Source organism: Limnohabitans sp. TEGF003 (assembly GCF_055395455.1).
Window position 1 is genome coordinate 2328143 of sequence record NZ_AP029225.1, and the last position, 26659, is coordinate 2354801.

23 protein-coding genes and 1 tRNA gene are annotated in these 26659 nt (G+C 61.3%); 11 read left to right on the forward strand and 13 right to left on the reverse strand.

Features of this window, described 5'->3' with window-relative positions; all coding sequences use genetic code 11:
* The first annotated feature begins 3 nt into the window (after window positions 1-3).
* The gene (gene tolA / locus ACZ5RT_RS11385) at window positions 4-933 is read left to right on the forward strand and encodes a cell envelope integrity protein TolA (protein ID WP_464452520.1); all 930 of its coding nucleotides are present in this window, start codon (window positions 4-6) and stop codon (window positions 931-933) included.
* Window positions 934-1242: 309 nt separating this feature from the next.
* On the opposite strand, the gene ACZ5RT_RS11390 is transcribed toward tolA, so the two are convergent.
* The 9 genes from ACZ5RT_RS11390 to ACZ5RT_RS11430 form a co-directional block, all read right to left on the reverse strand.
* Window positions 1243-2160: a hypothetical protein gene (locus ACZ5RT_RS11390; RefSeq protein WP_464452521.1), complete on the reverse strand. Its 918-nt coding sequence runs from the start codon at window positions 2158-2160 to the stop codon at window positions 1243-1245.
* A 121-nt stretch (window positions 2161-2281) separates the two neighbouring features.
* Window positions 2282-4468, reverse strand: a complete 2187-nt coding sequence (locus ACZ5RT_RS11395) for an alpha/beta hydrolase family protein (RefSeq protein ID WP_464452522.1) — start codon at window positions 4466-4468, stop codon at window positions 2282-2284.
* Between the two features lie 49 nt (window positions 4469-4517).
* Window positions 4518-5426: a hypothetical protein gene (locus ACZ5RT_RS11400; RefSeq protein WP_464452523.1), complete on the reverse strand. Its 909-nt coding sequence runs from the start codon at window positions 5424-5426 to the stop codon at window positions 4518-4520.
* A 135-nt stretch (window positions 5427-5561) separates the two neighbouring features.
* On the reverse strand, window positions 5562-5765 hold the full coding sequence (locus ACZ5RT_RS11405) for a hypothetical protein (RefSeq protein WP_464452524.1): 204 nt from the start codon (window positions 5763-5765) through the stop codon (window positions 5562-5564).
* A 169-nt stretch (window positions 5766-5934) separates the two neighbouring features.
* Window positions 5935-6921 (reverse strand): NADPH:quinone reductase, encoded by a 987-nt coding sequence (locus ACZ5RT_RS11410; protein WP_464452525.1) that lies wholly within the window; start codon window positions 6919-6921, stop codon window positions 5935-5937.
* 26 nt (window positions 6922-6947) lie between these two features.
* Complete coding sequence (dnaE, locus tag ACZ5RT_RS11415; RefSeq protein ID WP_464452526.1) at window positions 6948-10475, reverse strand: DNA polymerase III subunit alpha; 3528 nt, start codon at window positions 10473-10475, stop codon at window positions 6948-6950.
* 101 nt (window positions 10476-10576) lie between these two features.
* The gene (locus ACZ5RT_RS11420; protein ID WP_108426521.1) at window positions 10577-11272 is read right to left on the reverse strand and encodes a DUF599 domain-containing protein; all 696 of its coding nucleotides are present in this window, start codon (window positions 11270-11272) and stop codon (window positions 10577-10579) included.
* A gap of 174 nt (window positions 11273-11446) precedes the next feature.
* Window positions 11447-11980 (reverse strand): flavodoxin family protein, encoded by a 534-nt coding sequence (locus ACZ5RT_RS11425; protein WP_291929618.1) that lies wholly within the window; start codon window positions 11978-11980, stop codon window positions 11447-11449.
* A gap of 122 nt (window positions 11981-12102) precedes the next feature.
* The gene (locus ACZ5RT_RS11430) at window positions 12103-12804 is read right to left on the reverse strand and encodes a pirin family protein (protein WP_464452527.1); all 702 of its coding nucleotides are present in this window, start codon (window positions 12802-12804) and stop codon (window positions 12103-12105) included.
* Window positions 12805-12911: 107 nt separating this feature from the next.
* Between ACZ5RT_RS11430 and ACZ5RT_RS11435 the strand changes: the two genes are divergently transcribed.
* The 7 genes from ACZ5RT_RS11435 (at window position 12912) to ACZ5RT_RS11465 (ending at window position 18356) form a co-directional block, all read left to right on the forward strand.
* Complete coding sequence (locus tag ACZ5RT_RS11435) at window positions 12912-13850, forward strand: LysR family transcriptional regulator (RefSeq protein ID WP_464452528.1); 939 nt, start codon at window positions 12912-12914, stop codon at window positions 13848-13850.
* Window positions 13851-13912: 62 nt separating this feature from the next.
* The gene (locus ACZ5RT_RS11440; protein WP_464452529.1) at window positions 13913-14959 is read left to right on the forward strand and encodes an NAD(P)/FAD-dependent oxidoreductase; all 1047 of its coding nucleotides are present in this window, start codon (window positions 13913-13915) and stop codon (window positions 14957-14959) included.
* A gap of 6 nt (window positions 14960-14965) precedes the next feature.
* On the forward strand, window positions 14966-15865 hold the full coding sequence (gluQRS, locus tag ACZ5RT_RS11445; RefSeq protein WP_464452530.1) for a tRNA glutamyl-Q(34) synthetase GluQRS: 900 nt from the start codon (window positions 14966-14968) through the stop codon (window positions 15863-15865).
* Between the two features lie 99 nt (window positions 15866-15964).
* Window positions 15965-16192: a DUF6364 family protein gene (locus ACZ5RT_RS11450; protein ID WP_291924827.1), complete on the forward strand. Its 228-nt coding sequence runs from the start codon at window positions 15965-15967 to the stop codon at window positions 16190-16192.
* Window positions 16179-16646, forward strand: a complete 468-nt coding sequence (locus ACZ5RT_RS11455; protein WP_464452531.1) for a PIN domain-containing protein — start codon at window positions 16179-16181, stop codon at window positions 16644-16646. The genes ACZ5RT_RS11450 and ACZ5RT_RS11455 overlap by 14 nt, the downstream gene beginning before the upstream one ends.
* Before the next feature lie 62 nt (window positions 16647-16708).
* Window positions 16709-17440, forward strand: a complete 732-nt coding sequence (gene trmB, locus ACZ5RT_RS11460; RefSeq protein WP_464452532.1) for a tRNA (guanosine(46)-N7)-methyltransferase TrmB — start codon at window positions 16709-16711, stop codon at window positions 17438-17440.
* A 1-nt stretch (window position 17441) separates the two neighbouring features.
* Window positions 17442-18356, forward strand: coding sequence for a pseudouridine synthase (locus tag ACZ5RT_RS11465; protein ID WP_422172251.1), 915 nt, complete (start codon window positions 17442-17444; stop codon window positions 18354-18356).
* Between the two features lie 21 nt (window positions 18357-18377).
* On the opposite strand, the gene alaS is transcribed toward ACZ5RT_RS11465, so the two are convergent.
* Window positions 18378-21029, reverse strand: a complete 2652-nt coding sequence (gene alaS / locus ACZ5RT_RS11470) for an alanine--tRNA ligase (RefSeq protein WP_464452533.1) — start codon at window positions 21027-21029, stop codon at window positions 18378-18380.
* A gap of 190 nt (window positions 21030-21219) precedes the next feature.
* On the opposite strand from alaS, the gene ACZ5RT_RS11475 reads away from it, so the two are divergent.
* The gene (locus tag ACZ5RT_RS11475) at window positions 21220-22698 is read left to right on the forward strand and encodes an NAD-dependent succinate-semialdehyde dehydrogenase (protein ID WP_464452534.1); all 1479 of its coding nucleotides are present in this window, start codon (window positions 21220-21222) and stop codon (window positions 22696-22698) included.
* Window positions 22699-22778: 80 nt separating this feature from the next.
* Here ACZ5RT_RS11475 and ACZ5RT_RS11480 read toward each other — a convergent pair whose 3' ends face one another.
* Window positions 22779-23801 carry a tripartite tricarboxylate transporter substrate binding protein gene (locus ACZ5RT_RS11480; protein ID WP_464452535.1) on the reverse strand — a complete coding sequence of 341 codons (1023 nt, stop codon included), beginning with the start codon at window positions 23799-23801 and terminating at the stop codon, window positions 22779-22781.
* Between the two features lie 179 nt (window positions 23802-23980).
* Here ACZ5RT_RS11480 and ACZ5RT_RS11485 point away from each other — a divergent pair.
* Both ACZ5RT_RS11485 and ACZ5RT_RS11490 read left to right on the forward strand, forming a co-directional pair.
* Window positions 23981-24054: transfer RNA gene (locus ACZ5RT_RS11485), tRNA-Gly, on the forward strand.
* A 60-nt stretch (window positions 24055-24114) separates the two neighbouring features.
* Window positions 24115-24921, forward strand: coding sequence for a ParB N-terminal domain-containing protein (locus tag ACZ5RT_RS11490; protein ID WP_464452536.1), 807 nt, complete (start codon window positions 24115-24117; stop codon window positions 24919-24921).
* A gap of 2 nt (window positions 24922-24923) precedes the next feature.
* Here ACZ5RT_RS11490 and ACZ5RT_RS11495 read toward each other — a convergent pair whose 3' ends face one another.
* Window positions 24924-25844 carry a hypothetical protein gene (locus tag ACZ5RT_RS11495; protein WP_464452537.1) on the reverse strand — a complete coding sequence of 307 codons (921 nt, stop codon included), beginning with the start codon at window positions 25842-25844 and terminating at the stop codon, window positions 24924-24926.
* 172 nt (window positions 25845-26016) lie between these two features.
* Window positions 26017-26658: a 3-oxoacid CoA-transferase subunit B gene (locus ACZ5RT_RS11500; protein WP_422172229.1), complete on the reverse strand. Its 642-nt coding sequence runs from the start codon at window positions 26656-26658 to the stop codon at window positions 26017-26019.
* Window position 26659 lies beyond the last annotated feature (1 nt).

Consider the following 26659-nt stretch of genomic DNA (forward strand, 5'->3'; position numbering starts at 1 on the left):
GGTTTGAACGCCAAGGCGACGCCACACCTCGAATTTGCGCCACCGGCCCAACCCGGCGCGGGTCGCGCCTGGGTCGTGGCCGGGGTGGCGCACGCCTTGTTGTTTCTGGCCCTGGGCTTGGCCACCGCTTGGAAAACCCAGCCGCAAACCGTGCAAGCCGAAGCTGAACTGTGGTCCGCCACACCGCAAGCGGCGGCCCCCAAACTGCAAGAACCCCCGCCAGAGCCAGAACCCGAACCCCAGCCTGCGCCCAAGCCCGAGCCCGTCAAACCCACACCGCCGCCGCCGGACCCTGCACTGGAGCGACGCGACGCACAAATTGCAATCGAAAAGCAAAAACAACTGGACAAGAAAAAAGAAGCCGAGAAAGCTGAAAAGCTGAAAGCCGAGAGAGAAAAAGCAGCCAAAGAAAAAGCCAAGGCTGAGAAAGAAAAAGCCGAAACCCGGCGCAAAGAGCTTGAAAAAGAAAAGCTCGCTAAAGAGAAAAAAGCGCAAGAAGAGAAAGAGCGCGACAAGAAGAAAGCCGCAGAAAAAGCCAAGGCCGACAAAGCCGATGCAGCCCGTGCAGACGCCTTGCGCCAGGAAAACCTCAAGCGCATGCAAGGCATGGCGGGCGCTTCGGGCGGCGAAAACGCCACCGGCACCGCACTCAAATCATCGGGCCCATCGGCCAGCTATGCGGGCCGCCTCGTGGGCCGCATCAAGCCCAACATCACCTACCCCGGCGATGTGGTCGGCAACCCGCGTGCAGAGGTGGAAGTCAAAGTCAGCCCTGACGGCACCATCCAGAGCCGCCGCATTGTGCAAACCAGTGGCAACAAAGCTTGGGATGACGCCGTGCTGCGGGCCATCGACAAAACCGAAGTCTTCCCCAAAGACAGCGATGGCCGGGTGCCACCTGTGATCGTGCTGGGGTTCAGGCCGCTGGATTGAATGCGCCGGATGCGGCCCTCACTGCCGTCGACTCCAGGCCATTGCGTGGACCTCAAAGATCAGTCGAGCGAGATGAGTCAAAAGACAAGCATGGGTTTCGGAGATACAGAAACAAGCCGCTGATCGATTGATAAGCTGAAAAGACTGTACCGCGTCCGCTCACAGGTTGAATCTGCGTGAACAATCAAATCAATTGGGATCTGACCCCAATTTTGGATCTTGGTAGTTCTGAATTTGCTGGGTGGTGAGTGCTTGGGGTTGTGTCATGTGGATGCTCCTTGAAATGGAGTTTGGGTTTTGTTGATAGGGTTAGCGCTGCGGCTGGGCCGCAGGGGCAGAGGCTGTGACCGTGGGGTCTTTGAAGTCCAAAATGAATTGACTGACCTTGGCCTGGATGTCTTGCCACTGTGGTAACAGGCCGTGGCGATATCTCACTTCGACCACCATGCTCAATCCATTGCTTTCCATGCTCCATTCTTGGGTGCATGAAGTCGGCGTGCGGTTTCGCCGATAGCTGCATCGGATATAGGTGATCACCTTGCCTTGACGATCTCGATGAACATAGCGATCGGTCCAGATGCTTTCATATCGCCACGGGATTCCCGTGCGTGGATCAATGCCACTAGCTACAAAGAGATCAAGCCCTTTGATAGGTGTTGGCTCTGGAACAAACTTTTCATCGACAGCTTGCTGGGTGGGGTCTAAAAGGGCTGCATAGAGCCGATCCAAAAACCCATGCCCCGGGTAACTGGAGCCCGATTGAATACCACCATCGAGCCACGGCTCTTTGTCTCGCAACCCATACTCCATGGGTTTCATGATTGGGTGGTAGCGCTCATAGTCTTCGCGCATCTCGGGCTCGTTGAGTGAGCGCATGTCGGGGTAGCGCACGTAGAAGCCAAAGCTTTTGAGGCGCGAAGCGTGGGTGCGCTCGGGCGGGGGGCCTTTTCTTTTTTCTCCCCAACCGGGGTCGCCGTCGTATTCCACCAAACGCACAATGTGCCGGTCGATGCGCACGGGCATGCCGCCCAAGTCGCCCACCAAGTCCTGGGCGGTGTTGTAGGCCGCAGCCATCTGCGGTGGCATGAAGCCTTGCGCCCTCACGCCCGAGACGTAGGCCATGAGCACCAGAAAGCCGCCGAACACGAGCAGCATGGCACTGAGTAGCCACAATACCCATCGTCCGCGACGTCTGCTTTTTTTGTTCTGTTGATCTATTTTTTGCATACAGGGTCAGTCAGCGCATATCGTTAGCACGACAATGTTGATGCGAGAAAGTGAGCAATGTTTTAAACGTCAGCACTATGCCCAAATCGCAAACTTATAACTTCGTTAAAACTGCCTGAAATTAAGCTGCGATTGCAGTCAAGCGAAAATTTTGGTCATTGGCTGCGCCACCCCACAGGCTATCGTTGCCCACGCCGCCGTCCCGACTGTCGTTGCGCACCGAGCCGCCCATCTCGTCGTTGCCACCACCATCCAGTAAGTTCACCAGTAAGCTGTTGTTGAAGTAGCCCGTCTGCGCATAGGTCCCGCTGTCAAAGCTGTCTGCCCCATCCGTGCCCACCATGTAGCTGCGGTTGCCGTTGTTGATCTTGACCATCGAGGCAGTGAACACGATGTAGCCCCCACCTGGGGGGTAATAAATGTTGTCCGTGTCGCGCAAGCTGCGGTAGTTGCTCGCTGGCACGCCGCCATAGGTCGGAGCATTGGGCAGGCCTGCCGCCGTGAAGCTGCTGGCCACAGGCAGTGCAGACGCTGGCCTGTTGCCTGCTGCGCTCACGCTGATCACACCGGGGGCTGCTGTGACCGATGCACCCGATGCAGCTGCCAGGCCATTGCCCTGGGTGTAGAAGCCGTAGTCGGCGCTTTGGATGGCGCTGCCCACGCTCTGCAGCTCGTTGGTGTCGAGGGCGCCGTTTTCATTGAGGTCGGCCCACAGGCGCATGCTGCTGGCTTCGGCTGTGCTGATTTGGCCGTCGTTGTTGGCGTCCAGTGCGGCCATTTGTTGAGCCGACAGTGCTTGTCCGCTGGCGTTCATCGCCCGGGTGGTCTTGTTGGCAATGCTGGCTGCGTTGTCAAAGGCCGCGCTTTGGCTGTCGTAGAAGGCGCCGATGGGGAAGAAGTCAAAGTTGGACGGTGGACTGAACTGCCCCCAGTTGCTGCTGCCCGAGCCACCCAGCGAGTAGTCCACCACAAAGTTGCTGCTTTGCTGCGTGAAGCTGTTGTAGGCGTTGTTGCTCAGGCCATTGTTCTGGTTGAGGCTCCACATCTTGTAAGAGGCGTCGTTGTTCTGCGCGGCGTCATACAGGTTGTAACTGACGGGGCCGAAGTCCAGGCTGCTGAAAGTAGGTGCCGTGTTGGGCTCTGGTGGGCCAACAAAAGTGTCGGTCTTAAAGACGTTGTCGGTGAGCCTGTTGCGGGTGGTGGTTTGGTCGAATGTGCCGTTGATGTTTGTATCAACCTGCCGTGTCAATGTGCCGCCAGTTTCATTGATGACGCAGCTGTAAGGCTCTTTGCCAACTTGGCTCACCACGCATTGCGGTGGCTGACCGGGTGTCTGAGAGGGCGTCAGTGTGACGCTCGTTTGCTGATCAGCTGTGGACAGCTTCCAGCTGTTACCCGTGCTTTGGACATAGGCTGTCACATGCCCGCTGGCATTTTTGAATGCAATGACTTGGGGCTCTGCTCCGTCACCACTCCAGTACTGCCCCGTGGCACTGGACAGCGGCACTTGCACCATGCTCTGACGGCCCTCGTTCATCGCATTTTGCAGACCCGCAGTAACATGCATCGCCCGCTCTATGCCATCCATGCCATGCTTGTCAGCAACGTTGGTGCCCGTGAGCCCCAAAGCCCCTAACAAAATGCCACCTGCACCGCCTGTAGCCAAACCGGCAATGCCAATAACCACGCCAGCAAAACCCATGGCACTGCCATTGCTCAGGTTCACCAAATTCTCTACACCACCCAAATGGGTGCCGACAGAGGAGATCGCGCTGCCAGCGGCTCGGTAAGTGGTGTAGCTGCCAATCTGGCCCGTCGTATCGGCTGCGTGCAGCGATTTGACGACTGCAAACTGCGGATCCTGCACAACACCGGCAGCACCAGGCCCTTCAAAACCCGTGCCATCTAGGCTGAACATCTTGCCCATGATCTGGGCAATGCCGTCACCCAGGCTGTGGCCGGTGGTGAGCATCTTGGCGCCGCCATAGTCGCGGTTAGCAATCACTTTCACATCCGCTGTGAACTTCGCCGCATCGGTGAATTGTTGGTTCCAGCCACCATTGGCAAAGGTAGTGTCGGCCTTGAGGTCACTCATCCCATCGGTACCCCGATAGGCCACAGCGATTTCGTTGGTCTGCGGGTTGCGGTACGCCACGCCGTAGAAGCCGGAGGTGGTTGGTGTGGACGAAGAGTCTAGGACGCGTTCCCAACTCACACCACCAATCGCGATGGTTTGCGGTGGCTTGTCGAGGTAAGCAGCGTTGGCAATGGTGCTGAGTTGGGCGTCGCGGTTGATGTTGGTGGTCATGGTGTGTCCCTGAATTTATTGAACTGATTTGAATAATTGGAGGTTGGATTTACTGCTGTGCTTTTTTGTCTTGGAGGGCTTTGATGGCCTTCTCGCCTTCGCGTTTGAAGAAGGCGTCTTGTCGCTCTTGGTGTTCTTTGGCCGCTTGTGTGATGCGGTCTCGCCAGCTTCGGGGCACTGTGATGGTGTACGCAATCGCAGCTCGCTCTTCTTCGCCAAGCGGCAGACTGACCCCCCTATTAGCGAGCACGTAGGTCGCACGAAAGCTCCCGCCCCGACAACCTATGTCCAAAAGCGTTATCAATGCCATCCCCGGAAAAACCTCTCTGTCATACCCCGTCAAAGGCACGTATCCACTGAAATCCTGAATCGACAAGCCCTTGCCCGATTGCGGATCAATGAAGGGGGAGCTATCAGCTGGGGCACGATCGCCTGGCCGCACAGGAGCAAACAGTTGACGTCTAGCTACTGGATAGTTGAGATGACTGAGCGCTTCTCTGCGCGGGAAATTGGCTAAAAACCAGACCGATGAATTGAAGTGATCGGTGTACCGCTCCGCCCGAGTAGGGTCCCACGGCAGGGGGTTGCGGCGGTGGTCAAAGTACAGGTCAATCTTGCACTCCATCACCTGCCTGCAGGCCTTGGGGTCGCCACCCCAGCCGCACTCTTGGTAGCTGGGCATCATGCGCCAGGCCACTGCGTCTGCGCCTTTGAGGTCCGGTGTGATCCACTGATCGGGCATCTGAAACCGCTGGGCAAACTCGGCTGTGTACGCATACACATTCGGGTCCATGTAAATCGGACCCGATGGGCTGAGCCTGGGGTTTTGCCGGTCGGCGTAACTGCGTCCTAGGTCTTGCACTTGCGCGCAAACGGTCTGAGTGAGTACCGCGCTCAAAAGCAGTCCGGTCAACGCTGCTGCAATTCGGCCACCGGGCTTAAATGTAATTTTTGGCATTTGGATTGGGATTGGATTGCGCCCAACCGTTGGGGCTTAGTCGCTCTTTGAACACTTTGACAGGCGCTGAGAGTCTGTCACATTTGAGAACTTACATATTCTTAAAAATTCTCAAATCTCGCAGCTCAAGAGCTGTCACTGAATAGGCATTGCGACCCTGCTGAGGCCATACACCGAGTCGTTGTCCGCCACAAAGTTCACCAGCAAACCGCTGTTGATCCATTGCGAGTAGCTGGCGTAGTAGCTGCTGTCGAAGTTGTCTGCACCGTCCGTGCCAATGCGCGTGTTGCAATTGCATGCGAGCACACCGCCATAAGCTGGAAGGCTGGGCGGGCTCACGCACGTCTACCGCACAGCGGCTTTAGCCTGCGCAAAGGAGCAAATGAATCGGGATCTGCCCCCAATGTTCCTCAGACCCGATCTGGGTTCGATGCCTTCGTCAGGTGTGGATACCCGCCTTCGCGGGCATGACACAAGTTTTTATCCAGGACACACCAAAAATCCTGACTCACAAATCCACAACCACATTGCCCACCGTCTGCCCCGCTTCCACGGTGCGGTGTGCTTCGGCAATTTGGCCCAGTGCGAAACGCGCCCCGATGCTGTGCTGCAGCTGGTTGTGCGCCAGCATGCCGGACAGTCGTTCAACCGCATGCTTTCGGTCAGCGGGCGTCAGCTCATAGACCAGGAAGAACTTCACGCCCATGGACTGGAACAACCAGGGGCGAAACGGCAAGCTGACTTCCAGCGCGTTGGAGCCGTAGCACACCACTTGGCCGTGCGGGGCCAAAGCGCCTTCGGCGGCCCAGCGGGCGGTGGTCGAGAAATCCATGTCGATGATGACGTCGGCACCCCGCCCTTGCGTGAGCGCTTTGACGCGATCAGGGACCGACTCGGTCTTGTAAAAAATCGCATCTTGCATGCCTGCTGCCCGGGCGTGTGCCGCTTTGGCTTCAGAGCCCACGGTACCGATCACGCGGCCACCGGTCATGCACACCATCTGGGTGATGTAATGGCCCACAGCCGATGAGGCCCCGGTGACCAAAACTGTTTGCCCACGCAAATCACCCGCCAAGCGCTCCGCCAGAATGACCGACTGCACCGCCGTCAAACCGGGAATGCCCATGCAAGCCCCAGCCGCAAAGTCGACGCCATCGGGCAAGGCCACGGCTTGCGCATCCGGCATGGCGATGAATTGGGCGCAGGTGCCCATGGGGCGCTGCCATTGGCCATTCCACACCCAAACGCGCTGCCCCACGCGCTCGGGCGACACGCCCTCGCCCACGGCTTCAATCACACCCGCGCCGTCGCTGTGCGGCACGACCAGCGGGTCGGTCAGCGGCCTGGCCCGGCGCGATTTGACGTCGGACGGGTTAACGCCCGAGCAGGCCAAGCGGACCAGCACCTCGCCCGCTTGCGGGGTGGGTGTGGGCAATTCACCCACCTGCATCACATCTTGGGCTTCGCCGTTTTGGGTGTACCAGGCTGCTTTCATGAGGAGGTCCTTGAAGTATGGGAGGATCAGTCGTACACGATCCGCGCCTGCCCCTGATCGGCTTGGGCCATCCAGCTGGCCAGGGCCGCGTCGGTGGGGAAAAATTTGGCGGCTTCGCCCAGCGCCAGCTCGGCGCGGGCAGCCAGTTGGTCGTTGCTGCGCTCCAGCACCAGGCGCACGGACAGGCCGCGCACCAAGTCGCCCTGCTCGGTTTGCTCACGCTGCGCGGGGAACTCTTTGACGATGCGGGCAATGTCGGGCGCACGGCCGTTCACCGCCACGCGCAGGTATTTGCCGTAACGGCAACGGGCAGCGCCCAGGTCCATGATCTGCTCGATCTTGAGGCGGAAACCGCCTGAGAAGCGGTCGGCCTGCATTTTGGCCGTGACGATGATCAGCTCGTCGTCTTTGAGCAAATGCTTGGCCGAGTTGATCAAGGCTTCGTCGGCCGTGGCTTCCATCACGCCCGATTTGTCGTCGAGCTTGAAGATGGCCACCTTGCCACGCTGGCCGTTGATGATGCGCAAATCGCTCACGATGCCCGCCAAGAGCTGAGGCTCGCGGCTGTCGATCAGGTCGTCGATTTTGCGGCGGGCAAACTGGCGCACTTCCCGCTCCACCGCGTCGAACAAATGGCCGGACAAGAAAAAGCCGACGGCGGTTTTTTCGAGCAGCAAGCGCTCCTTGATGCCCCAGGGCATGACCTCGACCAGCTCGGGCTCTTGTGTGCTGGAGCCGTGCGAGTCGTCGCCCAACATGTCAAACAGACCGCCTTGGTTGGCGTTGGCCACGGTGGCCGCAGCAAACTCGAAGGCTTTGTCGATGCTGGCCGACAAGGCGGCGCGGTTCATGTGGAGCGAGTCAAAAGCCCCTGCCTTGATGAGCGCGTCCACCGTGCGTTTATTAATGCGGGTGCGGTCCACCCGCACCGCGAAGTCAAACAGGCTGGTGAACGGGCCGCCTTGTTCGCGGGCCGCCACAATCGCCTCGATCGCCTGCTGGCCCGTGCCTTTGATGGCACCCAGGCCGTAGCGGATCACTTTATCGGTGACGGGCTCAAAGCGGTGCGTGCCGCGGTTCACGTCCGGCGGGTCAAAGCGGATGCCGAACTTGAGCGCGTCCTCGTGCAGCACCTTGAGCTTGTCGGTGTCGTCCATCTCCACCGTCATGTTGGCGCAGAAGAACTCGGCGGTGTAGTGCACCTTGAGCCAGCCTGTGTGGTACGCCAGCAAGGAATAAGCGGCGGCGTGCGACTTGTTGAAGCCGTAGCCCGCAAACTTTTCCATCAGGTCAAAGACTTCATCGGCCTTGTCCTGCGGGATGCCGTGGGTGGCCAAAGCGCCTGCGCGGAACTTCTCGCGGTGCTCGGCCATTTCTTCGGCCTTTTTCTTGCCCATGGCGCGGCGCAGCAAGTCCGCGCCACCGAGCGAATAGCCACCCAGGATCTGCGCGGTCTGCATCACCTGCTCCTGGTAGACCATGATGCCGTAGGTCTCGCTCAGCATCTCCGCCACCGCCGGGTGCGGGTACTCCACCACTTCGCGCCCATGCTTGCGGGCCACAAAGCTGGGGATCAGGTCCATGGGGCCTGGGCGGTAGAGCGCGTTCAGCGCAATCAGGTCCTCCAGGCGGCTGGGGCGGGCGTCGCGCAGCATGCCTTGCATGCCACGGCTTTCAAACTGGAACACGGCCTCGGTCTTGCCGTCTGCAAAAAGTTTGTAGGTCGCCGCATCATCGAGCGGGATGTTTTCAAAGGCGAAGTTCTCCTGGCCTTTGTGCCGCTTCATGATGAATTCGCGGGCGATCTCCAGGATGGTCAGCGTGGCCAGTCCCAAAAAGTCGAACTTCACCAGGCCTGCCGCCTCCACATCGTCCTTGTCGTACTGGCTCACGGCCGATTCGCTGCCGGGCTGCTGGTAGAGCGGGCAAAAGTCGGTCAGCTTGCCCGGCGCGATCAGCACGCCCCCGGCGTGCATGCCCACGTTGCGGGTCATGCCTTCGAGCTTTTGGGCCAGCTCGATCAGGGTCTTCACATCCTCTTCGCGCTCGATGCGCTCGGCCAGGATGGGCTCCATGGCAATCGCGTAGTTGTTTTTGTCGCCCTCTTTGGGCGTGGCGGGTGGGTACTGCAGCGTGACCGACATGCCCGGCTTGTTGGGGATGAGCTTGCTGATGCCATCGCAAAAGGTGTAACTCATGTCCAGCACGCGGCCCACATCGCGGATGGCCGCACGCGCGGCCATGGTGCCAAAGGTGGCGATCTGACTGACCGCGTCGCGCCCGTACTTATCCTTCACATAATCAATCACCCGGTCCCGGTTGGTCTGGCAAAAGTCGATGTCAAAGTCGGGCATCGACACCCGCTCGGGGTTCAAAAAGCGCTCAAACAGCAGGTTGTACTGCAGCGGGTCCAGGTCGGTGATCTTGAGCGCATAGGCCACGAGCGAGCCCGCGCCCGAACCCCGGCCCGGGCCCACGGGACACCCGTTGTTCTTGGCCCACTGGATGAAGTCGCCCACGATGAGGAAGTAGCCCGGAAAGCCCATCTTCAAGATGGTGTTCAGCTCGAACTCCAGCCGATCGACATACCGCTGGCGTTCGGCTTCGCGCTTGGCCTCGTCGGGGTACAGGTGGACCAGGCGCTCTTTCAGGCCCTCGTGCGAGACATGGCGGAAATACTCGTCCACCGACATGACCACGCCGTTCACAGGCGGGATCGGGAAATTGGGCAACTGCGGTTTGCCCAGCACCAAAGTCAGGTTGCAGCGCTTGGCAATTTCCAGGGTGTTGGCAATGGCGCTGGGCACATCGGCAAACAGTTCGCGCATTTGCGCCGCCGACTTGAAATACTGCTCGCGCGTGAAACGGCGCACCCGGCGGGGGTTGGCCAGGATTTCGCCTTCGGAGATACAGACCCGCGCTTCGTGCGCCTCGTAATCATCGGCCGTGTGGAACTGCACCGGATGCGTGGCCACCACGGGCAAACCCAAACGCGCAGCCAATGCCACCGCGCCCGCCACCTGCGGCTCGTCTTCGGGTCGGCCTGCGCGTTGCAGCTCCAGGTAGAAACGGTGCGGAAAGATCGAGCCCAGCTGCAGCGCCACGTCGGCCGCCTTGTGGGTGTCGCCCTGCACGATGGCCTGGCCCACCGGACCGGCTTGCGCACCCGAGAGCAAAATCAAGCCGTCGGACAATTCTTTGAGCCAGGCCAGCTTGACCACGGCCACGCCTTTGACGATGTTTTGCGTCCAGGCACGGGCCAGCAGCTCGCACAGGTTCAGGTAGCCTTGGTGGTTTTGTACCAAGAGCACCACCCGGCTGGTGGCCCCGGCGTCGCCCCCCAGGCCTTCGAGGTTGATCTCTGCGCCGACGATGGGCTTGACCCCCTTGCCCCGCCCTTCCTTGTAAAACTTGACCGTGCCGAACAGGTTGTTCAGGTCGGTGATGGCCAGCGCAGGCTGGGCGTCCTTGGCCGCGATCTTGACCACATCGTCGATGCGGCAAGTGGAGTCAACGACGGAGAATTCGGTGTGAAGGCGCAGGTGGACGAACATAGCCTGTCATTGTAGAAGGTCACCCTGCGGCAGAAGGTATGCCTATCTGTGGGAGGCTGGCTCTTGTGGGAGGCTGCCCCTGCAGCCGAAGGTTTTCGTATTCAGTCGCGCAAGACCTGCAACACGTCTGAACGGAACTCGCGCCCATACAAAATCAGCACCACCAAAGCTGTCCCCAAGACCAGGGCCAGCGGCGAGAAAAACCAGGCCATCGCCGCAAAAGAAAAGTAATAGGCCCGCAAACCATCGTTGAAAGTCTCGGCGGCGGCGCTGACCATATTGCCCGCCCGCTGCGCGTAGTGTTCGCGATCTGACTCACCGCTGGCAAAAGATTCTGGCGGCGGCATGCTGCCGATGATCAGGGCGACAAAGGTGTACTGCCGCATGGACCAAGAAAACCGGAAAAAGGCGTACACAAAAATGCCCACCAGCACCAAAATTTTCAGCTCAAACACCAGCAAGGGCGTGGGCTGGGCAAAGGGGATTTCGCCCACCAGCTCCGCCGCTTTGTTGGTGGTGCCCAACAAAGCGAACAGACCACCGATGATGATGATGCTGGTCGATGAAAAAAACGCCGGCGTTTGAGACAGGTTCTGGGTAATCAAACCATCGAGCATGCGCGGATCACGCGCCGTGGTTTGGAGCATCCACTTTTGACGGTACTTGTTGGTGGTGGCGATCAGGCTTTGGTCGCGCTTGCCGCGAATGCGGGCAAACCAAGCGTAGCCCACCCACAAAGCAAAAAAAGAAAACAGTGCCAGCCAATCGGCCCATGGCAGCATGGAGATGATTTTCATGCCGTCATGCTAACCGAGCAGCGCAATTGTCCGCCTATGGGGCGACCTCCTACAGGGACAAGCCCTCGACTATCGAGTGGGAGCGAGCCCCTGCTCGCGAATGGCTGGTCTGGCTCAGACGCTTTTGCCACACCACCATTCGGCCGCAGGGGCGGCCTCCCACAAAGGGGCTGATCAGCCGCGCAGCTTGGCAGCAACAGCGGCCACTCGCTCGCCGTAGGCTTTGGCCGTGTCCAAGTCACCCTGGGGGATGTCTTCTGCTGGGCTGGTCGGGCCGACTTGGGCCATCACGCCGGAGTTGGAACCGATGCGGTTGATGGTGCCATCGTTCATGGCAGGCTGGCCCACCCACACCATGCCTTGCTGCATGGCCAAGGTGATGAAGTACTGGATGGTCGAGAGCTTGTCGCCGCTGGGGCTGGCCGAGATGGTGAAGCCGCCTGCGACTTTGTCTTTCCAGGCGCTGGTGAACCAACGCTTGGAAGAGGCGTCGGCAAATTTCTTGAACTGCCACGAAGCCATGCCCATGTAGGTGGGGGAGCCGAAGATGATGGCGTCGGCCGCGTCCAGGGCCGCCCAATCGGCGTCGGTGATGTTGCCATCGGCATCGATGGTGACGGTTTGGGCGTTCGCGCCTTGCGCCACGAACTGGGCCACGCGCTGGGTGTGGCCGTAGCCGGAATGGAAAACAACAACAGTTTTAGCCATGAGAAATGCTCCTTGGAGAGGTTGAAAAAAGGGTTAAGTGAGGTGAGATGGGGGATGGATTCCCGCATGCGCGGGAATGACTAATGAGTGCACTGGAATGACAAATTCACAGGTTGAAACGGTCAAGGGGCGAGGTCGAACACGAGGACTTCGGCATCCTGACCTCGGGTCAAGGCCAGAGACGATTCAGACTGCAACATGGCCGCATCACCCGCGTTGAGCTGCTGGCCATTGACCTGCAAGCTACCGCGCACCAGGAAAACATAAGCCTTGCGCTCGGGGCTCAAAGACAAATGGGCGGTTTCTGCACCGTCGAACAGCCCCGCATACATGCGGGCGTCGGCATGGATTTTGACGGTGTGTTCAGCCGCTTCGGGCGCGGCGACCAAGGCGAGTTGCCCGCGTTTGGCCGATTCGGGCACGGTTTTTTGCTCGTAGCCCGGGTCGATGCCCGTCACATTGGGTTCGATCCAGATCTGCAAAAAGTGGGTTTGCTCGCCCTTGGCGTGGTTGAACTCGCTGTGGCGCACACCGCTGCCGGCACTCATGCGCTGCACATCGCCGGGCGGAATGCCCTTCACATTGCCCATGCTGTCCTGGTGCGCCAGGTTGCCCGACAACACGTAGCTGATGATTTCCATGTCGCGGTGGCCATGGGTGCCAAAGCCGGTTTCAGGCGCGATGCGGTCTTCGTTGATGACGCGCAGGTTGCCAAAACCCATGTGGGCCGGGTCGAAGTAGTTGGCAAAAGAAAAGCTGTGGAACGATTTCAGCCAGCCGTGGTCGGCGTAGCCGCGTTCATGGGATTTGCGAAGGGTCAGCATGAGGTTCTCCTGGATGCGATGGGCTAACTTTAATGACGGCATGGCCCAGATAAGTGCAATTCGTTTGCCGCCATCATTCGAATAATTTGAATTAAAATAAGCCCACCATGCAAAGCCCCAAAGATTGGCTCACGCCCGACGCCCTGTTCATGCTGCAAACCATCGACGAACAAGGCAGTTTTGCTGCCGCCGCCCGCAAGCTGAACCTGGTGCCCAGCGCCCTGACCTACCGGGTGCGGCAGCTGGAAGATGCGCTGGACGTGCTGTTGTTTGACCGCAGCTCGCGCCAGGCCAGGCCCACCGCAGCCGGGCAAGAGCTGCTGCGTGAAGCCGGTCGACTTCTGCAGGACATCGACGCCGTGGCCAACCGGGTCAAGCGGGTGGCCACGGGTTGGGAAGCGGTGTTGACGGTGGCGGTGGACAGCATCATTTCGCGCAGCGTGGTGATGGATTTGTGTGAGGCCTTTCTGGCGCTGAACAGCCCGACCCGCTTGCGCATCCGACACGAAACCTTGTCGGGCACCATGGCCGCCTTGACGTCCGGGCAAGCAGATCTGGCCTTGGGCGTGGCGCTGGGCCAGCACATGGCCGCAGACATTCAGCACATGGCGCTGGGTGAAGTGCCTTTTGTGTTTGCCGTGGCACCCCAGCACCCCCTGGCCCAAGCAGCCGAACCCTTGAGCAATACCCAACTGGTGCAGCACCGCATGGTCGCCGTGGCCGACTCGGTGCAGCGCGGCAGCGGCCTGACGGTGGGGCTGCAAGGCGGTCAGGACGTGTTCACCGTGCCCGATATGCCCAGCAAACTGCAAGCGCAACTGCGCGGTCTGGGCGCAGGCTTTTTGCCCCAAAGCCTGGCCGAGCCCTATGCGCAGCGAGGCTTGCTGGTGATCAAGCGCACCGACCAGTCACGCCTGAGCGCGGTGCACGCAGCCTGGCGCGACAGCCGCCTGAGCCCTGCGGGCCACGCCCTGCTGTGGTGGACGGCCCAACTGGAGAAAGCCACCACACGCCAGGCCTTGCTGCAGGAAATGCACACCCTCTAAAGTGCATTGGTAGTAACCCACCCAGTCAACATCCCACGGCTTTTCTCGGCTAAAGTGAACCCATGACCACACAACACATCGCCATCATCGGCGTCGGCATGGCCGGCGTCACTTGCGCACGCACACTGCGCCAAGCCGGACACAACGTCACCTTGTTCGAGAAAAGCCGAGGCCTCGGAGGCCGCATGTCCACCCGCGCCAGCGCCTTTGGCAGCTTTGACCATGGAGCGCAGTACTTCACCGTGCGCGACCCGCGTTTTGAGCTGGCCATCGGCACCGCGCCGGGGGTGTGCAAACCCTGGAGCGCCAACGCCGTGCGCGTGCTCGACCCGAACGGCCGTGTGATCGAAGCCGGTCTGCCCGGCGGCGAGCGCCACTGGGTGGCCACGCCCGGGATGAACGGTCTGGTCAAAGCCTGGGCCGCGCCCTTGGTGGAAGACGGCAATGTGCAGCTGCAAACCCGGGTCACGCAAATCACGGCCGACCCGATGAAGAAGAACGGTTGGCAACTGCACACCGAAAGCGATGACGGCGGACAGCACATTTATGCCGGTTTCGACAAAGTGATCTTGGCCATCCCCCCCGCCCAGGCGACCACCTTGCTCAAGACGTCCGGTCTGAGCGCCTTGGCCGATCCCCTGAAAGAGGTCCGCGTGGACCCTTGCTGGACGCTGATGCTGGCCTATCCGCAGGCTGTGCAGCCAGGCCTCATCACCCTCGGCCCGCAGTGGAACGCGGCCCGCAGCACACACCACCGCATCGCCTGGATGGCCCGCGAATCGTCCAAACCCGGGCGCGAGCGCATCGAGCGCTGGACCGTGCAGGCCAGCGCCCCCTGGTCTGCCGAGCACGTCAACGACTCGGCCGAACGCATCACCGGCAAGCTGATCAAGGCCTTTGCCGAGATCACCGGCATTCGCGCCACCCCGGCCCATGCCGAAGTGCACCGCTGGCTGTATGCCAAAACCGCACAGCCCTTGGGCGAAAGCCACCTGTGGTTCAAGGACCAGGGCATTGGCCTGTGCGGCGACTGGTGCTTGGGCCACCGGGTTGAAGACGCGTTTGTCTCGGGCCTGGAGCTGGCTTTGGCGGTGCTCAAGAAACGCTGATCACCCATGGGGAGCCCCTACACAGGCCGGTTCGCGCCCTCGCCAACCGGCCTTTTGCATGCCGGCTCGCTGGTCGCGGCGCTGGCCAGTTGGTTAGACGCCCGCGCCCACGCAGGCCGATGGCTCGTGCGCATCGAAGACGTGGACACACCGCGCTGCGTGCCCGGGGCCGACAAGGCCATCTTGCAGCAACTGGCAGCCTGCGGCCTGCTGCCCGATGGCCCGGTGCTGTGGCAAAGCCAGCGCGGCGAGTACTACGCTGCCGCCTTGCAAACCCTGGTGGACCAAGGCTGGGCCTACCCCTGCGGCTGCTCGCGCAAAGAGATCGAATCGGCCCAAGCCGTGGCCCGGCACAGCGCCGCCGTCTACCCCGGCACCTGCCGAAACGGTCTGAGGGGCAAACCCGCCCGCGCCTGGCGGCTGAATGTGCAGGCCGTGCAAGCCGCACTGGGCTTGCCCGCCGTCACGCATTGGCGCGACCGCCGCCTGGGGCCGCAACAGCAAAACGTGAGCCAGGAAGTCGGCGACTTTGTGCTGCGCCGGGCTGATGGCCTGTGGGCTTACCAGCTGGCAGTGGTGGTGGACGACGCCGCGCAAGGCATCACCCATGTGGTGCGCGGCCAGGACCTGGCCGACAACACAGCGCGGCAAATCGTGCTGCAACGCGCCTTGGGCCTGCCCACGCCCCAGTACCTGCACACCCCTCTGGTGATGGCTGCCAACGGCGAAAAGCTCAGCAAACAAAACGGGGCCCAAGCGCTCAATTTGCAAACCCCACAAGCCGTCTTGGCCGCGCTGAACGCTGCGGCGCAGGTGCTTGGGCTTAGTGCGGCACCCGCGCACCTCGCCCCCACGCAAGCCTTGGCGCTTTGGACCGAGCAGCTGAGGGCCAAGGCGCCCCCATGAGGGCATTCATTTGCGCCAGAGCCCCGATTCACACATAATATGTGCGAATGTATGGTCTGCTGCTGCACAGCCACCATGCACCTTTGAGGGAGGCCCACCATGAACATCACTTTGTCGGTCGACGAGCGCGTCGCCGAATCCGCACGCGAAGCGGCCCGCAAAATGGGCAAAAGTCTGAACCAGGCGGTGCGCGACTACCTGGAACAACTGGCCGGACAAGAGCGCCAGGCCACCGAGTGGCAACTTTGGGAGCAACGCTGCCTGAGCGGCGGCGGTCGCCTGCAAGGCTGGAAGTTTGACCGGGACGCCCTGCATGATCGCGGCTGAACCCACGCCGCCCTGGGGCCAACTGCTGGCCCTGCCCAAAGCCCGCTGCTTCATCGACACCAACCTGCTGGTTTATGCCGACAGCACCGACGAGCCCCGCAAACAGCGCATCGCCATCGATGTGCTGCGCCACCTGCGCTTTGAACGGCTGGGCGTGCTGTCCACCCAAGTCCTGAACGAGTACATCCAGGTCGGCCTGCGCAAGCTGGGCCTGTCCCACACGCACATCCGTGAGCAGCTGCACTGCTACCGGCAGCTGGACGTGGCCGCCGTGACCCCGGACACCATCGACCTGGCGCTGCAGCTGCACCAGCAACACGCCCTGAGCTATTGGGACGCCTTGATCGTGGCCAGCGCCCACATTGCAGGATGCTCGGTGCTGATCACAGAGGACATGGGCACAGGTGAGGTGCTGGCCGGGGTGAAGCTGGTCAACCCGTTCAGTGCGGCCTGAGCACGCCCAAGCCTAACCTGGACCCGCGATAATCACAGGCTTTGCCCCACATCCCGCCCCCCATGACGACGCCCGAAGACACCACAACCGCCCCGGCAGCCGACGCCCAGGAAGCCCCCTTCATGCGCACCATCAAGACCTATGTGCTGCGGGCCGGGCGCATGGGCTCGGGCCAGGTGCGGGCGTTTGAGCAATTCGGCCCGCAGTTTTTGATCCCCTACCGTGCTGAACGCCTGGACGTGCAGGCGGCCTTTGGGCGCAGTGCCCCCTTGATCCTGGAAATCGGTTTTGGCATGGGCGATGCCACCGCCAAAATCGCGCAGGTGCGCCCGGATGACAACTTTTTGTGCTGTGAAGTGCACGAGCCCGGTGTGGGCGCCTTGCTCAAGCGCTGCGGCGAAGAGCACATCGGCAACATCCGCATCGTCCAGCACGACGCGATCGAGGTCATGGACAACATGCTCGGCCCGGACAGCCTGGACGGCGTGCACATCTTCTTTCCCGACCCTTGGCACAAAAGCCGCCACCACAAACGCCGCCTGATCCAGGCGCCCTTTGTGCAGCGCCTGGCCCAGCACATCAAGCCCGGTGGCTACCTGCACCTGGCCACCGACTGGCAACCTTATTCCGAGCAAATGATGGCCGTTCTCCGCGCCGAACCCTTGCTGGCCAACACCAACGCCGCAGCGGACGGCTTTGCCACCAAACCCGACTACCGGCCGCTCACCAAGTTTGAAAACCGGGGCCTTAAGCTCGGCCACGGCGTCTGGGACCTGGTGTTCCGGCGGATCTGACATGACCCGCTCGGGACGTGTGGCCCAAATGCCCATGCGCGATGGCGTGAGCGCCAGCGTGGTGGCCGTCCCGGCAGGTCACTGGCCCCATTTGCTCGATTTTCTGGCGCAGCGCATGCCCGGCATCTCGCGCAGCGAATGGGCGCGTCGCCTGGACCAGGGTCTGGTGCTGCAAGAAAGTGGGCAAAGTGCCCAGGCCCATCAGCCCTGCCTGGCCGGGCAGCGCTATTTTTATTACCGCCATGTGGCTGACGAGCCGCCATTGCCCGGACAAGCGGCGGTGGTGTTCGAGGACGATCACCTGTTGGTGGCCGACAAGCCGCATTTCATGCCTGTGACGCCGTCAGGTCCTTATGTGCAGCAATGCCTGCTGGTGCAGCTCAAGCGCCTGACCGGCCAGGCCAATCTGGTGCCCCTGCACCGGATTGACCGTGAAACGGCCGGACTGGTGTTGTTTGGCAAACGGCTGCACGAGCGCGATGCCTACCACGCCCTGTTTCGGGAACACGCCATTCACAAGACCTACCACGCCGTGGCCTTGCACCGCCCCGAGCTGACACTGCCGCGCGTGCACACCAGCCGCCTGGCCGAAGACCCGGTGCATTTTTTCAAAATGTGCGAAGTCCAGGGCGAGCCCAACAGCGAAACCCGCATCGCGCTGCTGCGCAGCGAGGGGGGCCGAGCGCTGTACCAGCTGGAGCCGGTTTCAGGCAAACGCCATCAGTTGCGCGTGCACATGATGGCCATGGGGCTTGCGATTGAAGGCGACCAGTTTTACCCCACGGTGCTGCGGGGGCCAGATGAGCCTGAAAACCTGGCGCAACCCTTACAGTTGTTGGCCCACTCGGTGCAGTTCACCGACCCGCACACGGGCCAGGCCCGTGTGTTCGAAAGTCGCCAGCAACTGCGCCTGTGATTGTGGCTAGGCCACGCAGGCTCAAACCCGCTCGGTCACCCAGGCCTGCACGCTGGCCATCGCAGCGGGCAAAGCCGCGGCGTTGGTGCCACCGGCCATGGCCATGTCGGGCTTGCCGCCGCCTTTGCCGCCCACTTGGCCCGCCACAAAGCTGGCCAACTCGCCCGCCTTGACTTTGCCCGTGGTGTCGGCCGTCACGCCTGCGGCGATCTGCACCTTCTCACCGTCCACAGCGGTCAAGACGATCACGGCGGTTTTCATCTTGTCCTTGAGCTTGTCCATGGTGTCGCGCAGGGTCTTCGCGTCCGCGCCTTCCAGTTGAGCCACCAGCAGCTTGATGCCTTGGATGTCGATGGCTTGGGTCATCAGCTCGTCGCCCTGGGCCGAAGCCAGCTTGCCTTTGGCGGCGGCCAGTTCTTTTTCGAGCGCCTTGACCTGGTCCAGCACCTGCGCGATGCGGTTGTTCAGCTCGGCCGGCTGGGCCTTGAGCGTGCCCGCCGCTTGCGTCACGGTGGCTTCGAGCGACTGCAGGTAAGCCAAGGCGTTTTCACCGGTCACCGCCTCGATGCGGCGCACGCCAGCGGCCACACCGCCCTCGCCCACGATCTTGAACAGACCAATGTCGCCTGTGGCCTTGACGTGGGTGCCACCACACAGTTCGCGGCTCGTGCCAATGTCCAAAACACGCACGGTCTCGCCGTACTTCTCGCCAAACAGCATCATGGCGCCGGTTTTTTGGGCGCTTTCGATGTCCATCACCCGCGCTTGTGCAGCGGCGTTCGCCAAAATTTCAGCGTTCACACGCGCTTCGATTTCGCGGATTTCAGCGTCGGTCACGGGCGCGTTGTGCGCAAAGTCAAAACGGGTGCGCTCGGCATTGACCAAACTGCCCTTTTGCTGCACATGGCTGCCCAGCACTTCGCGCAAGGCCTTGTGCATCAGGTGGGTGGCGCTGTGGTTGCGCACGGTGGCGGCACGCAGGGCCATGTCCACATGGGCCTGAACCGCGTCGCCCACTTTCAGGCTGCCGGATTTCAATTCACCGTGGTGGCCAAACACATCGGCCTTGATCTTGAGCGTATCGGCCACGTTGAACTGGCCGCCCGCGTTGTGGATCATGCCTTGGTCACCCACCTGACCACCCGACTCGGCATAGAACGGGGTCGTGTCCAGCACGACCACGCCCGCCTGACCGGCTTTCAGTTCGGTCACGGCCTGGCCGTCGGCATACAGCGCCAGCACTTTGGCGTTGGCCGTCAGCTCGTCGTAACCCACAAAGTCGTTGCCCTCGCCCGAATACTCCAGGGCCTTGTCCATCTTGAACTTGCCCGCGGCACGGGCTTGGGCTTTTTGCTTTTCCATGGCCGTGGCAAAACCGGCTTCGTCCACGCTCAGGCCACGCTCGCGGCAGACGTCGGCCGACAGATCGAGCGGGAAGCCGTAGGTGTCGTGCAGCTTGAACGCCACTTCGCCCGGCAAGACCTTCACGCCACCCTCGAGGGCCGCGTCCAGAATCTGCATGCCGCTTTGCAGCGTCTCGAAGAAACGCTCTTCCTCCACACGCAAAACGTCGGCAATGCGCTCGGCCTGATTGGCCAAATTGGGGTACGCCGCGCCCATGAGCTTGACCAAGTCGGGCACCAGCTTGTGGAAGAACGGGGTTTTCTGGCCCAGCAAATACCCGTGGCGGATGGCGCGGCGGATGATGCGGCGCTGCACATAACCCCGGCCTTCGTTGCTCGGCACCACGCCATCGCTCACCAAAAACGCGGTGGCGCGGATGTGGTCGGCGATCACGCGCAAGGATTTGTTGTTCAGGTCGGAGCAGCCGGTTTCGCGGGCCGCGGCCTTGATCAGCGCGTCAAAAATGTCGATTTCGTAGTTGCTGTGAACGTGCTGCAAAATGGCCGCCAAACGCTCCAGGCCCATGCCCGTGTCCACGCAAGGCGCGGGCAGCGGCGTGACCGAGCCGTCTTCGTGCATGTTGAACTGCATGAACACGTTGTTCCAGATCTCGATGAAGCGGTCGCCGTCTTCGTCGGGGCTGCCCGGTGGGCCGCCGGGAATGTGCGGGCCGTGGTCGTAGAAAATTTCAGAGCAAGGGCCACAAGGGCCGGTGTCGGCCATCATCCAGAAGTTGTCGGACTTGTAGCGGCCGCCCTTGTTGTCGCCGATGCGGATGATGCGGTGTTCCTGCTTGATGCGCTCGGGCGTCCAGCCGGCTTTGACAAAAATGCCTTCCCAAATGCCATGGGCCTCGTCGTCTTCCATGTAGACGGTGGCGTAGAGCTTGTCGGCAGGCAGTTTATAGACCTGGGTCAGCAGCTCCCAAGCCCACTCCAGCGACTCGCGCTTGAAATAGTCACCGAACGACCAGTTGCCCAGCATCTCGAAAAAGGTGTGGTGGCGGGCGGTGTAGCCCACGTTTTCCAGGTCGTTGTGTTTGCCACCGGCGCGCAGGCAAGCCTGCACGGAGGCGGCACGCACATAAGAGCGCTTGTCCGAGCCCAAAAATACGTCCTTGAACTGGACCATGCCCGAGTTGGTGAACATCAAGGTCGGGTCGTTGCCCGGCACCAAGGGGCTGGAGGCCACCACGGTGTGCCCCTTGGACTCGAAAAAGTCCAAAAAGGTCTTGCGGATGTCGGCGACGGAAATGGGGGCTTGGCTCATGGTGGTTCAGGCTTTCAATGCAACCGGGCATTATAGATTTGAGGCCAGGCCCTACTTGCACAGCGGTCAGATCGGCGGCCCCGCAGACGCCGTGGTTTTGCGACTTTTGTGACAGACAGGGCCGCTCACACAGGCTAAGCTGCGCATTTGAATTTTCCCCGCGCCCGGCTCACGGGCTTTTGGAGACACCATGGACATGAAGACATCCCCCCTCGCCTTGCTGAACGACCCGACTTTGCTCAAAACCGACGCCCTGATCAATGGCCAGTGGGTCGCGGGCAGCCAGCGCTTTGACGTGACCGACCCGGCCACGGGCGGGCATTTGGCCAGCGTGGCCAACCTGGGTGCGGCCGAAGCCGAAGCCGCCATTGCCGCGGCCAACGCCGCCTGGGGCGCCTGGAAAACCAAGACCGCCAAAGAGCGCAGCATCATCCTGCGCAAGTGGTTTGACCTGCTGATCGCCAACACCGAAGACCTGGCACGCCTTATGACCGCAGAAAACGGCAAGCCGATCGCCGAGTCGCGTGGCGAAGTGGCCTATGGCGCAAGTTTTGTGGAGTGGTTTGCCGAAGAGGCCAAGCGCGTGAACGGCGAAACCTTGCCCCAGTTCGACAACAACCGCCGCCTGTTGGTGCTCAAGCAGCCCATTGGCGTGTGCGCGGCCATCACGCCCTGGAACTTCCCGCTGGCCATGATCACCCGCAAAGTGGCTCCGGCGCTGGCAGCCGGTTGCCCCGTGGTCATCAAACCCGCCGAGCAAACCCCGCTCACCGCCTTGGCTGCGGCCGAGCTGGCGATCCGTGCCGGCATTCCGGCCGGGGTGCTCAACATCATCACCGCAGACGGCCCGCAAAGCATCGCCATCGGCAAAGTGCTGTGCGCCAGCGACGTGGTGCGCCACATCAGCTTCACAGGCTCCACCGAGGTGGGCCGCATCCTGATGGCGCAGTCGGCCCCCACCGTGAAAAAGATGTCGCTGGAGCTGGGGGGCAACGCGCCCTTCATCGTGTTCGACGACGCCGACATCGACAGCGCCGTGGAAGGCGCTTTTGCCAGCAAATACCGCAATGCGGGCCAGACTTGCGTGTGCACCAACCGTTTTTATGTGCAGGAATCGGTCTACGAAGAGTTCGCCACCAAGTTCGCGGCCAAGGTCAAAACCGCGAAAGTGGGCAACGGCTTTGCCGACGGTGTGAACCAGGGCCCGCTGATCGAACCCTCGGCCCTCGACAAGGTCGAGCGCCATGTGAAAGACGCCATCGCCAAGGGCGGGCGTGTGCTCGCGGGCGGCAAGCGCCTGGACGGACAGTTTTTTGAGCCCACCGTGATCGCGGACGCCAGCGCCGACATGGTCTGCGCCAAGGAAGAAACCTTTGGCCCCTTTGCGCCCATCTTCAAGTTCAAGACCGAACAAGATGCCATCTTTGCCGCCAACAACACCGAGTTTGGCCTGGCCAGCTACTTCTACAGCCGCGACGTGGGCCGCATCTTCCGCGTGAGCGAGGCGCTGGAATACGGCATGGTCGGCATCAACGTGGGCATTTTGGCCACCGAGCATGTGCCGTTTGGTGGCGTCAAGCAGTCGGGCCTGGGCCGCGAGGGCTCACACCACGGCATGGACGACTATGTGGAGATCAAATACCTCTGCATGGGCGACATCCTGAAATGAACGTCTGAAAAGACCAAAGCCGCCCGATAAGCGGACGGCTTTGGAAGCATTGCGCGCAAGGCACCCGAGGGTGCCTTTTTTCACGACTTTTTGGCCAGGCCCAAACGCTCGATGGTGGCGCGTTCGGCCTCAAAAGTGCGGGCGCCGTAGCGGGTGTACTCCTCGGTGCCCATGTAGATCACGGGCTGGAAGAAGCGGTCCAGCGTTTCCAGCACTTTGGGGTCTTCCAGCGTTTTCTTGAAGGCATCGTGCAATACCCGCACCACGGCCGGGTCCATGCCCTTGGGGCCGCCAATGCCAAAAGGCGACTCGGTGATCGTGTCCCAGCCGCTTTCCTTGACGGTGGGAATGTCCGGAAACGCCTTGGTGCGGTTGCGCCCCAGCGTGGCCAACAGACGCAGCTTGCCCTCCTTGACCAGCGGTGCAAATTCGGTGGTGCCGCTCATCACGCGGATGTGTCCGCCCAAAATCGCCTGCATCAGCTCAGCCGAGCCTTTGTAGGGAATGTGGTTGAGCTCAATGCCCGCTTTTTGCGAGAACTCCTCAATCGCCAGGTGCGGCGTGGTGCCCGTGCCGGTGCTGCCGTACTCGACCTTGCCCGGATTGGCCTTGGCATAAGCCACCATTTCCTTGAGGGTCTTGAAAGGCGCATCCATGGTCGCCACCAAGCCAAAGGTATAGCCCGTGAGGCATGCAATGTGGGTCAGGTCCTTGACCGGATCAAAGGCCATTTTTTGCATGTGCGGCAAGCGGTACACGCCCAAAGGCAACTGGGTGAGCATGTAGCCATCGGGACGGGCATTGACCATGGCGGCGGCACCCAAAGTGCCCCCAGCCCCCGGCCGGTTGTCCACGACCACCGACACCCCCAACGCGCGCGAGGCGCTCTCGGCAAAAGCACGCATGACCGCATCGCTGCTGCCGCCCGGTGGCCAAGGCGCAATCAGGGTGATGGGTTTGTTGGGAAATGCGCTTTGCGCCCAAACGCTGCTGCTCATCAGCGCAGGCGCAGCTATGCCCGCCAGGATGCCCGCCATGCCTTGCAGGGTTTGGCGGCGCTGTGGGTCGGGGGTCTGCTCAATGGGTGAAATGTCTGTCTTCATCGGGGTTCCTGCAAATGGGTACACACCCCAATTTATGCAGACGGCCCACTCCCGTCCACCGGGTAAATCCGCAGTGAACACGCGATCGCGTCACGCCTGCGACAAATGCACCGCCTCTGCCGTGGCTCAAGTCCCTCTTGTCTGGACAAGGTCCAAGCACCAGTACAATCTGGTGCATCGCGGGTGTCGTTCAATGGTAGGACTCTTGCTTCCCAAGCAAATAACGTGGGTTCGATTCCCATCACCCGCTCCAGCACTTTCGCCCAGACCAAGAAGGCCCCGCAAGGGGCCTTCGGCATTTCCACCCTCGCCCATGCAGATCACCGTCAACGAAGAACTCAAAGCCTACATCGACCCGCTCACCCCGGACGAACACGCGGCGCTGGAGCGCAGCATCCTGGCCGAAGGTTGCCGCGATGCGCTGGTGCTGTGGGGCGATGTGTTGGTGGACGGGCACAACCGCTACGGCATTTGCCAAAAGCATGGCTTGCCTTTTCAGACGGTGCAGAACACGCGCTTCCAATCGATGGAGGATGTCCACCTGTGGATGATCGATCAGCACCTGGGGCGGCGCAGCGTGTCGGACTTTCAGCGTGGCGTGCTGGCTTTGCGCAAGCGTGAAATTCTGGCTGCGCGGCGTGCCCAAGCCATCGCCAGCGCCGAACCTGGCACGCCATCACTGGGCGATGCGACGCATGTCGTACCCCAAGACGCTGAAGTCCCCGAGCCCAACCCGCTCAAGAGCCGCGCGGACATTGCCAAAGCCGCCCGCCTGAGCAGCAGCCAGGTGGTGCAGATTGAAAAAATCCAGAAACAAGCCGCGCCCGAACTGGTAGCGGCCGTCAAGGCCGGCGCCATTTCCATCAATGCCGCAGCGGCCGTGGCCAGCTTGCCCGCTGAAGAACAAAAATCTGCCGCGCTGGGCGGCAAGGATGAACTCAAACAAGCGGCCAAGCGTGTGCGCGAGGTGCACCGCAAAACATCCCCAGAGGCCGCGGCCTCATCTGTGGACCTGCCCGAGGACGTGCAAGCCTTGCAAGCGCGTGTGGCCTCACTGACCGCAGAAAATCAGGCTTTGCGTGCCCAAGTGGCCGAACTGCAGGCTCAGCTGAAGGCCTGAACTCAGCGGTTTCTGGCGGCTTCTTGCAAAGCCACGTGCGTGACGCCCGCATCCGGCAGGCGCAGGCGCACGCCCTGGAAATACAGCTGGGCTTGTTCTGGCTGTTCAAAATGCACCCGCCACGGGGCAGCGCCATAGACACTGCGGGCTTCGTTCGCCGCCAAGGACAGCACCGTGCTGCGGCCTGCGCCATCGACCACGCAAATGGCCCCCGATTTCTGCGCCACGAGGTACACCATGTCGCCAGCTTTGCTGGGGCTGGCAGGTGTGAGCACGGCGGCGGTTTGATGGGGTTGGCACAGCTTGTCGTCAGGAGCGACTTTTTCAACTGCAACGGGTGCGGGTGCGGGCGCAGATTCAGGTGTGAACGCAGGTGCCGGTGTGGGCGCAGGCGTGGCAGCGGATGCGGGTGCAGGCCGCGCAGCAACGGCCGGCGCAGTCTTGGGCTGGGGAGCCGAAACCGGTTGAGCGGTTGACGCTTGCCACAGCGATCTCACCCCACCACTCGGGCCTGGGTGACGAAGCAAAACCAAACCCACCACGCACAAACCAACGGTCAGCAGCAAACCCAGCAGCCAACGGGGCGGTTGAGAGAACACCGAGGGGGCAGGAGTGGCTTGAGCCCTTTGGCGCGACAACTCCACCAACTCCTCTACAACAGAAGGCCCTGGAACCACTGCCGCATCGTCCATAGGTCGGATCACGGCGGCGGGATCGCCCCCCAGCAAGTTGGCGACCTTGCGGGCCGCGTTTTCCTTGATGGCCGGGGTGTAAAAAAGCGAGTTACCGCCCGACTCCAATTGCAAAATTTGGGCGACAGACAAATTGGCGCTGCTGGCCAAAGCGGTGACATCGCACCGCTGGGAGACGCGCCATTCGCGGAGCAATTCACCGCGCACGCGATCTGTGGGGAAGTTCGACATTCAGCAAGCCATTAAAAACCCCATTTTGTGAGGAACTGTCGGTCAATGGAATAAGGAAAAACCCAAAAGTGTTGCATTCAGTCGTTTTTTGCGACCATTAAGTCAATCAATTCAATGAAAACAAAAAAACCGCAATAAATTGCGGTTTTTTGAAGATTAGGGAGAACGCCGATCAGAAGATCAGTTTCACACCCGTCTTGCTTTGCAGCAACTCGGGCGTCACACCCGGGGCCAGCTCCACCACTTTCAGGCCCGCGTCGGTCACGTCCATCACGGCCAGGTCGGTGATGATGCGATCGACCACGCCCACGCCCGTCAGGGGCAAGGTGCAGGCGGGCAAAATCTTCATGTCCTCGGTGCCGTCTTTCTTTTTGGCCACATGTTCCATCAAGATGATCACGCGCTTGACGCCAGCGACCAGGTCCATCGCGCCGCCCATGCCCTTGACCATCTTGCCGGGGATCATCCAGTTGGCCAGATCGCCCTTTTCGCTGACCTGCATCGCGCCCAGGATCGAAAGGTTGATCTTGCCGCCGCGGATCATGGCAAACGACTGCTCGCTGCCAAAAATCGACGAGCCTTTGATGGTGGTCACCGTCTGTTTGCCTGCGTTGATCAGGTCGGCATCGACCTCGTCTTCGGTCGGGAAGGGGCCAATGCCCAGCATGCCGTTTTCGCTTTGCAGCCAGACTTCCTTGTCGGCGGGCACAAAGTTGGCCACCAGCGTGGGGATGCCGATGCCCAGGTTCACATAAAAACCGTCTTCCAGTTCGTGGGCCGCACGGGCGGCCATTTGGTCTTGACTCCAGCTCATA

Bases quoted from the DNA above. Each gene is read 5' to 3' on its own strand.
- ACZ5RT_RS11450 (WP_291924827.1), top strand. From the start codon at position 15,965: ATGAACATCACTTTGTCGGTCGACGAGCGCGTCGCCGAATCCGCACGC.
- ACZ5RT_RS11480 (WP_464452535.1), bottom strand. From the start codon at position 23,801: ATGAAGACAGACATTTCACCCATTGAGCAGACCCCCGACCCACAGCGC.
- trmB (WP_464452532.1), top strand. From the start codon at position 16,709: ATGACGACGCCCGAAGACACCACAACCGCCCCGGCAGCCGACGCCCAG.
- ACZ5RT_RS11395 (WP_464452522.1), bottom strand. From the start codon at position 4,468: ATGACCACCAACATCAACCGCGACGCCCAACTCAGCACCATTGCCAAC.
- ACZ5RT_RS11425 (WP_291929618.1), bottom strand. From the start codon at position 11,980: ATGGCTAAAACTGTTGTTGTTTTCCATTCCGGCTACGGCCACACCCAG.
- ACZ5RT_RS11455 (WP_464452531.1), top strand. From the start codon at position 16,179: ATGATCGCGGCTGAACCCACGCCGCCCTGGGGCCAACTGCTGGCCCTG.
- ACZ5RT_RS11490 (WP_464452536.1), top strand. From the start codon at position 24,115: ATGCAGATCACCGTCAACGAAGAACTCAAAGCCTACATCGACCCGCTC.
- ACZ5RT_RS11420 (WP_108426521.1), bottom strand. From the start codon at position 11,272: ATGAAAATCATCTCCATGCTGCCATGGGCCGATTGGCTGGCACTGTTT.
- ACZ5RT_RS11500 (WP_422172229.1), bottom strand. From the start codon at position 26,658: ATGAGCTGGAGTCAAGACCAAATGGCCGCCCGTGCGGCCCACGAACTG.
- alaS (WP_464452533.1), bottom strand. From the start codon at position 21,029: ATGAGCCAAGCCCCCATTTCCGTCGCCGACATCCGCAAGACCTTTTTG.
- dnaE (WP_464452526.1), bottom strand. From the start codon at position 10,475: ATGTTCGTCCACCTGCGCCTTCACACCGAATTCTCCGTCGTTGACTCC.
- ACZ5RT_RS11465 (WP_422172251.1), top strand. From the start codon at position 17,442: ATGACCCGCTCGGGACGTGTGGCCCAAATGCCCATGCGCGATGGCGTG.
- ACZ5RT_RS11440 (WP_464452529.1), top strand. From the start codon at position 13,913: ATGACCACACAACACATCGCCATCATCGGCGTCGGCATGGCCGGCGTC.
- ACZ5RT_RS11435 (WP_464452528.1), top strand. From the start codon at position 12,912: ATGCAAAGCCCCAAAGATTGGCTCACGCCCGACGCCCTGTTCATGCTG.
- gluQRS (WP_464452530.1), top strand. From the start codon at position 14,966: ATGGGGAGCCCCTACACAGGCCGGTTCGCGCCCTCGCCAACCGGCCTT.
- ACZ5RT_RS11475 (WP_464452534.1), top strand. From the start codon at position 21,220: ATGGACATGAAGACATCCCCCCTCGCCTTGCTGAACGACCCGACTTTG.
- ACZ5RT_RS11400 (WP_464452523.1), bottom strand. From the start codon at position 5,426: ATGCCAAAAATTACATTTAAGCCCGGTGGCCGAATTGCAGCAGCGTTG.
- ACZ5RT_RS11390 (WP_464452521.1), bottom strand. From the start codon at position 2,160: ATGCAAAAAATAGATCAACAGAACAAAAAAAGCAGACGTCGCGGACGA.
- ACZ5RT_RS11430 (WP_464452527.1), bottom strand. From the start codon at position 12,804: ATGCTGACCCTTCGCAAATCCCATGAACGCGGCTACGCCGACCACGGC.
- ACZ5RT_RS11495 (WP_464452537.1), bottom strand. From the start codon at position 25,844: ATGTCGAACTTCCCCACAGATCGCGTGCGCGGTGAATTGCTCCGCGAA.
- ACZ5RT_RS11410 (WP_464452525.1), bottom strand. From the start codon at position 6,921: ATGAAAGCAGCCTGGTACACCCAAAACGGCGAAGCCCAAGATGTGATG.